12 protein-coding genes and 2 pseudogenes are annotated in these 12,813 nt (G+C 47.6%); 8 read left to right on the top strand and 6 right to left on the bottom strand.

The window, feature by feature from the left end:
* Window positions 1-45 precede the first annotated feature (45 nt).
* From GN242_RS10215 to GN242_RS10205, 3 genes and pseudogenes are all read left to right on the top strand, one after another.
* Window positions 46-1,110, top strand: a complete 1,065-nt coding sequence (locus tag GN242_RS10215) for an alpha/beta hydrolase (protein ID WP_154751193.1) — start codon at window positions 46-48, stop codon at window positions 1,108-1,110.
* Window positions 1,111-1,328: 218 nt separating this feature from the next.
* Complete coding sequence (locus tag GN242_RS10210) at window positions 1,329-3,098, top strand: SIR2 family protein (protein ID WP_226079124.1); 1,770 nt, start codon at window positions 1,329-1,331, stop codon at window positions 3,096-3,098.
* Window positions 3,099-3,206: 108 nt separating this feature from the next.
* Window positions 3,207-3,415, top strand: a pseudogene (locus GN242_RS10205) (transposase); the annotation flags it as partial.
* 48 nt (window positions 3,416-3,463) lie between these two features.
* On the opposite strand, the gene GN242_RS10200 reads toward GN242_RS10205, so the two are convergent.
* Entirely contained in the window at window positions 3,464-4,342 is an 879-nt protein-coding gene (locus tag GN242_RS10200) for a restriction endonuclease (protein ID WP_045341144.1), read from the bottom strand.
* Window positions 4,343-4,565: 223 nt separating this feature from the next.
* On the opposite strand from GN242_RS10200, the gene GN242_RS10195 reads away from it, so the two are divergent.
* Complete coding sequence (locus tag GN242_RS10195) at window positions 4,566-5,417, top strand: aldo/keto reductase (RefSeq protein ID WP_154751194.1); 852 nt, start codon at window positions 4,566-4,568, stop codon at window positions 5,415-5,417.
* A 26-nt stretch (window positions 5,418-5,443) separates the two neighbouring features.
* Entirely contained in the window at window positions 5,444-6,433 is a 990-nt protein-coding gene (locus GN242_RS10190; protein ID WP_154751195.1) for an aldo/keto reductase, read from the top strand.
* Window positions 6,434-6,467: 34 nt separating this feature from the next.
* Here the strand turns inward: GN242_RS10190 and GN242_RS10185 are convergent, their stop codons facing one another.
* Window positions 6,468-7,361 (bottom strand): LysR family transcriptional regulator, encoded by an 894-nt coding sequence (locus GN242_RS10185; protein ID WP_154751196.1) that lies wholly within the window; start codon window positions 7,359-7,361, stop codon window positions 6,468-6,470.
* Window positions 7,362-7,610: 249 nt separating this feature from the next.
* On the opposite strand from GN242_RS10185, the pseudogene GN242_RS10180 reads away from it, so the two are divergent.
* Both GN242_RS10180 and GN242_RS10175 read left to right on the top strand, forming a co-directional pair.
* Window positions 7,611-7,771 (top strand): annotated as a pseudogene (locus GN242_RS10180) (SDR family oxidoreductase); the annotation flags it as partial.
* 185 nt (window positions 7,772-7,956) lie between these two features.
* Window positions 7,957-8,208 carry a YdgH/BhsA/McbA family protein gene (locus tag GN242_RS10175; protein WP_154751197.1) on the top strand — a complete coding sequence of 84 codons (252 nt, stop codon included), beginning with the start codon at window positions 7,957-7,959 and terminating at the stop codon, window positions 8,206-8,208.
* A gap of 139 nt (window positions 8,209-8,347) precedes the next feature.
* Here the strand turns inward: GN242_RS10175 and GN242_RS10170 are convergent, their stop codons facing one another.
* The 4 genes from GN242_RS10170 to GN242_RS10155 form a co-directional block, all read right to left on the bottom strand.
* Window positions 8,348-9,325 (bottom strand): alpha/beta hydrolase, encoded by a 978-nt coding sequence (locus GN242_RS10170; RefSeq protein ID WP_197094781.1) that lies wholly within the window; start codon window positions 9,323-9,325, stop codon window positions 8,348-8,350.
* Window positions 9,326-9,427: 102 nt separating this feature from the next.
* On the bottom strand, window positions 9,428-10,186 hold the full coding sequence (locus GN242_RS10165; protein ID WP_156287414.1) for a protein-ADP-ribose hydrolase: 759 nt from the start codon (window positions 10,184-10,186) through the stop codon (window positions 9,428-9,430).
* Entirely contained in the window at window positions 10,183-11,031 is an 849-nt protein-coding gene (locus GN242_RS10160) for an SIR2 family NAD-dependent protein deacylase (RefSeq protein WP_197094780.1), read from the bottom strand. Before GN242_RS10160 ends, GN242_RS10165 begins: the two co-directional genes overlap by 4 nt.
* Window positions 11,032-11,063: 32 nt before the next feature.
* On the bottom strand, window positions 11,064-11,903 hold the full coding sequence (locus tag GN242_RS10155) for an SDR family oxidoreductase (RefSeq protein WP_197094796.1): 840 nt from the start codon (window positions 11,901-11,903) through the stop codon (window positions 11,064-11,066).
* Between the two features lie 304 nt (window positions 11,904-12,207).
* On the opposite strand from GN242_RS10155, the gene GN242_RS10150 reads away from it, so the two are divergent.
* Window positions 12,208-12,624, top strand: a complete 417-nt coding sequence (locus GN242_RS10150; protein ID WP_154751201.1) for a winged helix-turn-helix transcriptional regulator — start codon at window positions 12,208-12,210, stop codon at window positions 12,622-12,624.
* The last annotated feature ends 189 nt before the right edge of the window (window positions 12,625-12,813 follow it).

Here is a 12,813-nt window from a genome sequence, read left to right as displayed (position 1 = left end):
CAACTCAGATATGATCGAACGGCAAACATAACAGAGGATGTAATCTTGAAGACAATCTTAAAAACGCTGGCCATCTGCGTGATGGCGGGTGGCCTGGTAGCTCAGTCGGTATACGCCGAGCCGCTGGTCATTCAGGAACAGGGAAGCTTTTCTGCTGGTGGCACTATCATCACCGCCCCTGGGAAATTTGATGCGAAAAAGCCGCTGGACTCTGCTGGTCAAACCTGGCATGGCGATCATGCGTCGGTGTTCTACCAAATCCCGGAGAATCCGCATAAGTACCCTATCGTCATGCTGCATGGCGCCGGTCAGTTCTCCCGTACCTGGGAAAGTACCCCGGATGGTCGCGAAGGGTTCCAGAACATCTTCCTGCGTCGCGGGTTCTCAACCTATCTTGTCGATCAGCCACGCCGGGGCAGCGCCGGGCGCACGACGGTAGAAGGTACCGTTACGCCTAAACCGGATGAACAGATGTGGTTCAACCAGTTCCGCGTTGGCGTGTGGCCAGAGTATTTTAAAGGCGTTCAGTTCTCTCACGACAAAGAAGCACTGAACCAGTATTTCCGTCAGATGACCCCGAATACCGGGCCGTTTGATATCAATGTCATCTCTGATGCGATGTCGGCCGTCGTGGATAAATCCGGCCCCGCTATCCTCTTCACCCACTCTCAGGGTGGCGGACCAGGCTGGTACACGGCGATGAAAAATGACAAGGTCAAAGCCATTGTCGCCTTTGAGCCTGGCAGCAGCTTTGTCTTCCCCGAAAAAGAACTCCCAGCCCCTATGCCAAGCGCGTTCGACACGCTGAAGGGTGAGCCTGTGCCGATGGAGCAGTTTATGGCACTGACCAAAATCCCGATTCTGATTATTTACGGCGATAACATACCGGAAAAACCTGTAGCCATGCCCGCGCAGGACAGCTGGCGCGTACGTCTGGCGATGGCTCGTGAGTGGCGTGACGTGGTGAACAAGCATGGCGGGGATGTCACTGTGACGCATCTGCCTGAAGTGGGAATCAAAGGGAATACCCACTTCCCGTTCTCTGATTTAAATAATGTGCAGATTGCTGATTTGGTGAGTAAATTCCTGAAGGATAAAAATCTACAATAGATGCCGTGGCCTGAGTGGATACCAGCAATATGGAAAGAACCAGGCAAGCAGGTTTCATCATTCACTACTGTAAGGAAAAAGCACAGGGTGAGCCGGGAAAAGTGGAAAAGTGGAAAAGTGGAAAAGCAGCAAACAAACAGAAATGAGGATTTGAAAGTTAGGTTAAAAAATGTAACGTAATGATTGTTATAAATCTAGCCTATCGGAGAGTAACCACAATGACGCTCTTAAGCACCGATCCACTCACCCAGCTCGCTTTCTCCGTTCACGAAAATAAAGGGGTTTTTGCTGTTCTTTTAGGTTCTGGGTTATCCCGAACGGCACAAATACCCACGGGCTGGGAAATCACTCTCGATCTCATCAAACGCATTGCCGCCGCGCAGGACGTTGAAGAACAAACGGACTGGGCGCAATGGTACCGTGACAAAACAGGTAACGAACCCGACTACTCAAAACTATTAGAAGACCTGACGATTTCGCCTGCTGAACGCCGCTCTATTTTGCACAACTACATTGAGCCGAATGAAGAAGAAAAAGAAGAGGGTAAAAAATTACCCACGCCAGCACATCAGGCCATTGCCAGGCTTGTTCGCTCAGGCCATATTCGGGTCATCCTCACAACCAACTTTGACCGATTAATGGAAAATGCGCTGCGGGAACAGGGGGTTGAACCAACCGTGATTTCCTCCGTGGATTCTCTTTCAGGCGCAGAACCCTTGACACATTCTCAATGTTATTTGTTCAAGCTGCATGGCGACTACAAAGATGCAAGGATTCTCAACACCGATAATGAACTGGCAAGCTATCCCGTTGAATACAACCAGTTGCTTGACCGAATCATTGATGAACACGGCCTAATCATTTGCGGCTGGTCTGGTGAGTGGGATCATGCTTTGCGTGCAGCAATACTGCGGGCGCCCAACAAAAGATATCCCATGTTCTGGGCAGCAAAAAATCCGCCGGGCACAAACGCCCAGGATCTTATCTCCCATCGGCAGGCAAAAATTATGGAAATCACCGGTGCCGATGATTTCTTCAACACACTTCAGCAACGAGTAACCATTCTTGAACAAAGCCGAAAACAAAACCCATTAAGCGTCGAACTGTTAACCAACAGTACAAAAAAATATCTGGCTAAAGCAGAATTTCGCATTCAACTTGATGAGCTCTTTTCAGGTGAGTTTGAGCGTTTATTAGAAGCAATGAATTCAGACACACTCTCCCCTAACGGCCGATGGAGTCCTGAAGAGTTCAGTCAACGGGTATCAACTTATGAATCGATAACAGAGCCATTAGGTCGTATGGCCGGAATACTGGGTCGTTGGGGAGAGGATAAACATAAAGAATTAATATTTGATATCATTAATAACATCATCAGCCATTCCAAAAACCACAACGGTGGGCTGAGTGCATGGATAAATCTGCGCACTTACCCGGCAGTGATGATTATGACAGCGTATGCGCTTGGCTTAATCCGTTCTCGCCGATGGGGCACATTACACGAGCTGTTTTTGAAAAAAATAGTGATCCCCCATCACGAACCGTGCAGCATCATTACGCTTTTATTTTTATGGTCGTGGGAAGGCGGTGGTGATATCTGGAAGCAATTGGATGGGCTAGACAGAAGAAAAACAGCGTTAAGCGATCATCTTTTGACGATTATGGATGAATGGAAATCCAGCTTCATCGGAACAACCGCCAACTTCGAACTCTCTTACGACCGATATGAAACGTTAGCATCACTGGCATACTTTGAGGAACAACTGTCAACATATCCGGATAAAACCCAAATTGACATACAATACTTCCGTATGCCTGTTGGCCGGGTTGGCTGGAATAGTTCTTCCTACCGCATACTCACCCAGGAATTGAAAGATACAAACATCCTTGATGATTTGTTAACGCATGGTTTTGCCAACAATAGCGAAGAAGACCTGGCTCTGTTTTTACGATGTTTCGAAAGCATCGCAGGACGCATGAGCTGGTAAAGTGAGCAGAGGAAGAGATGCGGATTGCATCTCTTCTTGAGACTGTAATTAAAATTTTGTAATTGCCTGATTTTGATATGTTCAATCCAGTAACGGAGACAGGAAATTATGGACGAAAAGAAACTCAAAGCCCTTGCGGCTGAACTGGCTAAAGGCCTTAAAACCGAAGCCGACCTCAATGCTTTTCCCGTATGTTGACGAAGCTTACCGTCGAAACGGCGCTTAATACGGAGCTGACTGACCACCTCGGGCATGAGAAAAATGCGCCCAAAACAGGCTCAAACACTCGCAATGGCTACTCGTCAAAAACGGTGTTATGCGACATTACTAACAACAACGGGGAGCAGTAACCGCTTCCCAACCCGTTATTTCAGCGTGCCGTACTGTTTGTTCTTCAGTGCATATAGTCGGTCGAACTCAGCATAGGGCTCTCCCGTTTCAGCGGCGTGCCTGGTTTTAGCATCCAGAAGGTCGGGCAAAGGGATTCCATGACTCAGTGAGTGGTAAAGATCATAACCACTGACACAGATAACGCGCTTCCCTTTACCAAAAGCCGTCAGGCCTTCAGGCGTAAACCCCATCCAACTGATAAAAACGCCGCGTGTCCAGGTTGCCTTGGTACTGAGCTTTCCTTCAAATACATGGAGATCGGCAGCCGACGTTCTTTTCTGATGCCACTTTGCCTCCATCAGGTAAAATTCATCATTCAGTCGGAAACTTCCGTCAATCTGTTCGCCTGTATTTCGGAAAGACGAACGGGGAGCAAGCTTAAAGATACTGAACAGTTCAGCAAGCCAGGCTTCAAACCGAAAACCACGTGGATGTGGCGGCAGAGATTTCATCTCGTTCATTTCAGCGATAAGTGAAGGCCAGTCAACACCATGCCATGCCTGGACAGGCTTTACGCCTTTGGCTTCATCGGTGTCAGCGTTTTCTAAGCGGGAAATCAGTGCGTAATAGTCATTACGGCTTTGTTCAGCCTGTTCAGGCATGGATTCTGTTTTATACTGCCAGAGAGCGCCAAGAACCCGTAGAGCGGTTTCACGATCAGCCTGTTTCAGCAAGCATCTAACTCGTTTGGCTTTTGACGTCCCCTCTTCCTGATAACGTTCATCATCAATATCAATGTTCAGTTCTTCATCAAAAAAAGCAGACAAGGTGCGGTTAGAGAAATCCAGTATCCAACCAGGATCGCTCTCAAACACGAGATTAAACAGCCTCAAATCCTGCATTTTCAGTTTCACGCCTACCTCCTTTTTTTCACAGTATAACGGGATGAAAGTGGAGGAGGAAATGAGTCAGCCCCTGTACAGCAGCATTAGTGTGTTCCGCTATTGGCACATAGCCGACCTTCTCCCCCTTCTAAATTAATGAACACATCTAATAAACCCTAGCTAATTACCCCATCTAATCGAATAAATCACTTTGCGTTATGCTTTTACTGGACAACAGCTGAAGGATAACGTCATGCAAACTGTAAAATTGAACAACGGTATTGAAATGCCCCTGCTGGGCTTTGGTGTCTTCCAGATGACGGATGCTGCCGAATGCGAAAGAGCCGTTATTGACGCCATCGACACGGGATACCGCCTGATCGATACCGCCGCGTCTTACCAGAATGAAACCCAGGTCGGGAACGCTCTGAAACAGACCGGCATCGCCCGTAACGAACTCTTTGTCACCACCAAACTGTGGCTGCAGGATACCAATTACGAAGGCGCTAAAGCACAGTTCGAACGCTCCCTGAATCGGCTGCAACTTGATTACGTTGACCTGTACCTGATTCATCAGCCTTACGGCGATGTCCATGGGGCCTGGCGTGCTATGGAAGAACTGCAACAGGCAGGCAAAATTCGCGCTATTGGCGTCAGCAACTTCCATCCTGACCGACTTGCCGACCTTATCGCCTTCAACAAAGTAGCCCCTGCGGTAAACCAGATTGAAGTTAACCCCTTCAATCAGCAGCTGCATGCCGTTCCATGGAATCACAGCCGTGGCATTCAGCCGGAAGCCTGGGCCCCATTTGCCGAGGGGAGAAATGGTCTCTTCCAGCACCCGGTGTTAACGGCAATTGGTCAGAAGTATGGAAAAAGCGTGGGTCAGGTTGTACTGCGTTGGATCTTCCAGCGAGGCATCGTTTCACTGGCGAAATCGGTGCGCAAAGAACGCATGGAAGAGAACATCAACATTCTCGATTTTGAACTCAGCTCTGAGGATATGCTGCAAATTGCTGCCCTCGACACCGCAACCAGCGCCTTCTTCTCTCACCGTGACCCGGCGATGGTGGAATGGCTGACTGGCCGCAAACTTGATGTTTAAGTCGCGATAAAAGAGGTATTCATTCAATGCAAAAACGTTATCTGGGTCAATCCGGACTTGAAGTTTCCGCCCTTGGGCTCGGCTGCATGGGCTTAAGCCACGGCTACGGCCCGGCGACCGAAACCCGTCAGGCTATCGAGCTCATCCGCGCAGCGGTAGAACGTGGAGTCACCTTCTTCGATACCGCTGAAGTGTATGGCCCCTTCCTTAATGAAGAGGTTGTAGGCGAAGCCTTAAAACCGTTTCGTGACCGTGTGGTCATTGCCACCAAGTTTGGTTTTACCTTCGGTACGGACAACAAGCAGCAGGTTTTAAACAGCCGTCCGGAGCATATCCGTGAAGCTGTGGAAGGATCATTACGCCGTCTTAAGACTGATGTCATTGACCTGCTATATCAACACCGTGTCGATCCGGATGTCCCCATTGAAGATGTCGCGGGAACCGTAAAAGACCTCATCGCGGAAGGCAAGGTCAAACATTTCGGACTGTCCGAAGCAGGTGCGCAAACCATTCGTCGCGCGCATGCCGTACAACCGGTCACTGCGCTGCAAAGCGAATACTCCCTGTGGTGGCGCGAACCTGAGCAGGAGATCCTGCCGTTGCTGGAGGAACTGGGCATTGGTTTTGTGCCCTTCAGCCCATTAGGTAAGGGCTTCCTGACGGGATCAATTAAACCAGGAACCACTTTTGGCAAGGATGATTACCGCAGCACCGTGCCACGTTTCGCCGAACAGGCGATTGAAGCCAATGAAAAGCTGGTCTCGTTGCTGGGTGAACTGGCGGCAGAGAAAGGCGTGACGTCTGCGCAAATCGCGCTGGCGTGGCTGCTGGCACAAAAACCGTGGATTGCTCCTATTCCTGGTACCACCAAACTACACCGGCTGGAGGAAAACCTGGGGGCTGCCGACATCATCCTTTCGCAGGATGACTCACGGCAGATAACCCAGGCGCTTGAAACCATTAAAGTCGTCGGCGAACGTTACTCTCCCGAGCACCAGGCTCGCGTAGGCCGTTAATACCCGGATGGGTCCGCAGCGTAAAGCGGACCCATTATTCTGCGTAGCGAAGTGCATCGATCATCAGCGCGAAAGCGGGCGGATGCTGTTTACGGCTCGGGTAGTAAAGATAATATCCGGGGAAAGACGGACACCAGTCCTGCAAAACCTGAATAAGCTCTCCTGACTTTATATAATCCAGCACTCTGTCTTCAGGTATACAGGCGATGCCAAAACCGGATAACGCCGCATCAATCCTTTCTGCCTGCAAATTAAACGTCACCTGCCCTTCCACTCTGACCCTTAACGGCTTTCCTTCCTTCTCAAACTCCCAGTGATAAAGCCCTCCGGCAGTCGGCAGGCGCATATTGATGCACCGGTGATTTTGTAGCTCGTGCGGCGTTTCAGGTGCAGGATTTGCAGAGAAATAAGATGGTGCTCCCACTACGGCCATTCTCATATCCGGCCCAATTCTTACCGCAATCATGTCCTTTTCCACACTTTCACCCAGGCGGATCCCGGCATCAAAACGCCCCTCAACAATATCGACAAAACCGTTATCAACCACCAGTTCAACTTTGATTTCCGGATATTCCCTGAGGAAAGGTTTTAACTTCGGCCACACCAGACTTCGCGCAGCGTGCTCTCCGGCAGATAAGCGAATATTGCCGGAGGCTGTGCCGTTCAGTTGAACCAGCGATTCCAGTTCCTGTTCAAGATCGGCAATACGAGGTTCAAGGCAGGCAATAATCCTCTCACCGGCTTCTGTGGGGGCCACGCTTCGGGTCGTGCGGGTCAGAAGGCGGATATTCAGCCTTTCCTCCAGGGCCTTGATCGCGTGGCTGAGGGCTGACTGAGAAACACCCAGTTTACCCGCTGCTTTGGTAAAACTTCGCTCCCTCGCGACCACAAGAAAGATTTGCAGTTCGTTGAAGTTTTCTTTGAGCATCGGCGATTTCCTTATGGGGGCATTCCCTTCATCACACACTCATGAAGGGTGTTCATAGACACAATCATTTTAGCCTTATTACGGACAATAATGATAATTGATATTCTGAACTTAGCGAAAATAAGTCTGAATTATCAGAAGGTTTATCATAAAAATACTCGTTGCAGGCGCGACAGGGAGTACAGGTCTTCATGTCGTGAATACCGCTATTGAAATGGGACATCAGCCCGTAGCGCTGGTCAGAAATAAGCGCAAAGTGAAGACGAGGCAAAAAATAAAACGTTCGGGCTGGTGGCTGAACGAGGCGCAGCACAGCAGGATATTACGCCACTGTTTGCAAACCTGCGGGCTGATGATTCGCAGAAAATGATGGTATTTTAGACATAAACAATATGCCTATGTGTGAATAACCTGAGTGCATTATTAACGTTCTGAACCTGTATTTAAAAAAACACTAATCAAAAACACTGACAACTTTGTCATATAGCGGTCATCCTCATGACAGCTTAGGCCTGTATATTTGAACATACAGATGGAGGAGGTTACTCCTGATACAAATCCAGTTTGAAATATATTTTTAAATGAGGTACCAGATATGAAAAAACTACTTATTACTACATTGGTTATGGGCTTCATTTCAGTGAATGCTGCCTCTGCCGCTCAGGAAATTAATCATGCAGATGGGAAAGAAAAGATGGGTGTAGTCTCAGCCAGCAGTGCCTATACGCTTGATGATTTATCGAGTGCCCTCTCTCGTAAGGCTAAAGAGCAAGGCGCAACATCATTCAAAATTCTGTCGACGGCAGGTAATAACAAACTGCACGGTATTGCAGAGATATATAAATAGCACCTGAATCTATATAACTGTCTCTAAAGTAGCCTCACTGACGAGCCATAAACTAACCAGCGGCAGCATCTATGGGTGTTGATGCCTGCCGCTGTATTACATCTGAATTATTCAGTCAAAACTCTAATCTGAGATAAATTTAGCGTTTAAGTTGTTTATCAAGAAACTGGAACACTTTATCTAAATTTTCTTTTTCCTCAAATTCGGCAGTGCCGTGCCCTGCCCCCTGGAGCTGAACATAGGTAACTTTGTCTTCGCCAATCACGGCTTGCAAAGCTTTGGCAAAATCTTCGCTTTGTTGGGTTGGCACAATGGGATCTTCCGAACCATTCATCAGGAAAAATGGTACGGTATCCTTTGAAATATAGCTTTGCGGATTGGCAAATTTTACTAAATTAGGGATTTTACTGATTTGCACCCCCATATATTGCGACTCACCCGAATCCGCTGCATTGTGAATTTGTAGAGGTTTTTTACCGCTTGCTTTGAACTGAGCATCCATCACTGAAAAATCGGTTGGGCCAAAGAAATTGACCACGGCATTAACCCGACTACTTTGTTCAGCATTGCCTTGAGTTAAATCTTCCAAAGCAGGATTGCCGGCCGTTGTACCAAGCATTGATGCTAAGTTTGCCCCTGCGGAATCACCCCACGCGACGATCCGGTTTGGATCTAAGCCATATTTTTCCGCATTTGCTTTAACAAAACGCACTGCTGCCTTTACATCATAAACTGCCGCAGGAAAAACGGCCTCGCCCGCCAGGCGATAGTTGATCGACACTACCGCATAGCCACGTTTCAGCCCTGTCATTGGGGCGTTCACTTCGCTCGTGCCTTTATCGCCAAAAACAAAACCTCCGCCATGAATAGCAATGATCGCTGGGTAAGGAGCCTTACCTTCAGTGGGCAGATAGATATCTAATTTTTGTGCATCTGACTGGTTCGCATAAGGCACGTCGAGCCATTTGGAAATAGCTCCCTGCGTATTCACTGGCGGCATTTTGCTCATCATTTCACGCAACGAATCCATATTGGCAGACGGTTCGCTTGCCATAGCTATAGTGTTCATACACATTGCCAATATACCGGCAGTAAAACACGCCGCTAATTTTTTCATTGTAAGGCTCCTCAACTTGAAATTAGCATTATCCTAATGGTTAAACTTACTTTTTATAAGTACAAACAAATTAGTAAGTCAGGAGAGTTTACAAAAATCTTCTCATTTCCCTAATAACTTCTGATAGATCTGCAAATCGATCTCTTTAAACACGTTAAAAATCACCCTCATCTGTGGGTTATTTTGCAGAAAATCTCGCACAGTGCGGACAGCTATTTCGGCGGCGGCTTCGTTGGGGAAGCGGAACTCGCCTGTGCTGATGCAACAAAATGCCACCGACTGCACGCCCTTCTCTTTGGCTAACTCAAGGCACGAGCGGTAACACTCTGCCAATAATTTACAATCTTCTTCAGTTAATTCACCGCTTATAATCGGGCCAACGGTATGTAAAATATAATCAGCAGGCAAGTTGAACCCAGGAGTAATTTTTGCTTTGCCTGTGGGTTCGGTAACTCCTTGTTTCTGCATAATTTCCCAGCAATTCTGACGGAGTTGTAAACCAGATGCTGAGTGAATAGCGTTGTCGATACAAGCGTGCAATGGATAGAAACAGCCCAGCATTTGGCTGTTTGCAGCATTGACGATTGCCCCCACTTTTAGACGAGTTATATCGCCTTGCCACAGGTAAATTTGTGGCTCAACAGGCGTGAGATCAGTGAGATCCACGATGCCTTTTTCCATCAACTCCTGTTGTAAAAACTCGTCTTGCAGATGAAGAAATTCTGTGGAGATCGGCTGTTCAGGCCGCCAAACGTTCATCAAGGCTCGCAAAAGTTGGCGTTTTTCCGTCACGCTATCAGGCTGTGTATAACCTGGGGCGAGCAAGGAAATCATACGGCTCAGTTGCGCGTTCTTGTTCATTTGGTGTTCTCCATTAAATTTTCTAACACCATTTTCGGATCTTCGGTAAATGCCACTGTTTGAGCAGCGGTTTCTGCAAAACCCTGCGGTTCGTCGCGGTTAATACGAACCAGCGTGGCATCGGGGTTATCGTAGGTCATTTTCTCGAATGGATAACGGATAATACCCGGCGTGTTATAGCCTACGCCTAATTCGAGATAGACCGTATTCCCGTGTAAACTTTGTTGGGCAAACTCAGCATAACGAGCGCTCGCTGCGTGCCACTCGGCGTTTTCAACAAAATTGCCGTCAATTCGCAGGTGCATTGCCATTTTCCCACCACATTTAGGGCATTGCGGAACAAGTTCGGTGGGAATTTCCAGGGTGTTGCAATCAGTATGATTGAGCCATTGCTTTACCAAATCGCCATTATCGTACAGCGTTTTGTGGCAGCCAGTGGCACATTGCAATTTACCGTAATCCCCCTGCGTGGCGAAAATACGCTCGGCAGCAAAGCCTGTTTTGTAAAATTGTGCGTCTACATTGGTGGTTATCACAAAATAATTTTTGTTTTTAACCAGTTCAAATAGCGTTTGAAACAGCGGTAAAGCTGGCGGAGCGAAACGATTGATCTCGATATGTTTCGCCCAGTATGCCCACTTCGCCTCTTCACTGGGGAATGGGTAAAAACCGGCGGAATACATATCCGTCATACCGTATTTTTGAATAAACGCCTGGAAATTATCGGTAAAACGCTTATTCGAATAGGTCAGCCCGGCGGCAGCAGAAAAGCCTGCCCCGGCGCCAATCAGCACACAATCTGCATTTTTAAAGGCGGCCTTAGCCGCCTGTAATCTTTTTTCCATGTTGATCCCTTTTTACATCGGAGCAATTGGAATTAAAGAGCTGCTTTCACCGCCACGGCTAAATCCTGCGTTGGACGACCGAGCAGGCGAGAAAGCGTTTTGTCGGTTGAGAATAACGCCCCTTTTGAGGCATCCACATCCGCCTGAGCAAGTAAGTGAGCCAGGCCCTCTGGCAACCCCGCTTTTAACAATGCGCTCTCGTAATCTGCCGCTGGAATATCCACATATGGGATCTCTTTACCTGACTGCTTGCTGATTTCTGCCGCTAACTCCGTAAGGGTGTAAGCGTTGTCACCGGCCAGTTCGTAGGTTTTATTTTCGTGCCCTTCACCGAGTGCAACGTTTGCTGCGGCTTCCGCATAATCAGCACGTAATGCAGAGGCAATTTTCCCGTCTTTTGCTGAACCATAAAATGCATTTAACGCTAATGCAGGTTGCACAGAAGCAGTATAGTTTTCGGTGTACCAGCCATTACGCAAAATGGTGTAGGTTAAGCCAGACTCTTTCAGTGCCTGTTCGGTAGCCACGTGTTCGCCTGCTAATAAACCAACGGTAATTTCATTGGTTGCACCGAGTAAACTGGTATAAATAATATGTTTTACTCCCGCTTTTTTCGCAGATTCGATCACGTTCTTGTGTTGCACTTCGCGCTGCCCTACTTCACTACCTGATACTAAAAGGAGCGTGTCCACACCTTGCAGCGCCTCCACTTGACCTTCCACTTTTGAATAATCAAATGCCCGGGCTTCTGCCCCTGAAATTTTTGCCGGGTTACGCACCAGGGCAATCGGCTTTGCCCCTTTTTCCTGTAGTTTTGCTAAAGCGATTGCACCGAATTGACCTGTTGCACCTGTGACTGCGATAGTTTTCATCATGCATTCCTCTTAGAAATAAATTGACTAACAATATTGCTGCCGACGCGTTCGGCGTTGGTGTGATGCACTAATTATAGGTCATAACTTCCTTTTAGGAAGTACATACAAAAATGTAAGTTTGGAAAAAAATTTTCTTCTTCACATAACATATTGATTTTTAATTAAATAAACTTATTAAAAACCTTATTAAAATGAAAAAACACATTTGAAACCGTCAGATTTAATGCATTGTTCCTTGCAGGAATAACGTAAACTCACTAAGCTTACCTTTAGTAAGTGGTTATTATTAATAGGGCGAAAAATGCATAATCAACTGGATCAATCCGCATTGCAAAAGGCTATTCCTCCAGAGTTCTTTGTGAACGGCAGAATGGTCGGCAACGTGTTGCTTTCGCAATGCCCTTCCCGTCAAATTTTGCACAAAATCACGGGGAAGTGGGGGTTGTTAGTGATGCTGGCGCTGAAAAGTGGCACCAAACGCTTCGGCGAACTTCGTCGAGAGGTTGAGGGCATAAGCGAACGCATGCTGACCCAAACCCTACAACAGCTGGAAGAAGATAAAATGCTGGTGCGAAAATCATTCAACACTGTCCCGCCCCACGTTGAATATACCCTGACGCCGCTCGGCGCAGAAGCTGCCAGCAAAATCAAAGAGTTAGTGGACTGGCTCCAATTTAATATTGGAGATATCTTAGTGGAGAAGATGGAAGAAGAGTGATGACTCCCTTTTCGGTTACACAGATGCTCTGAAATTGGCGTCGCTACGTGAATTCTGGAGAACTTGCAGGGTAATTATGCACAAGAATTCGCGTAGCGACACGCTGCTTAACTGCCCTGTTTCTATCCCCGAACCTCGATATCCACCACGTATAACACCTATTCCATTGACTTTACCCAGGATAGTACG

Origin of the sequence: Erwinia sorbitola (assembly GCF_009738185.1) — a bacterium.
GTDB lineage: Bacteria > Pseudomonadota > Gammaproteobacteria > Enterobacterales > Enterobacteriaceae > Erwinia > Erwinia sorbitola.
This window is presented reverse-complemented; position numbering and strand designations above follow the sequence as displayed.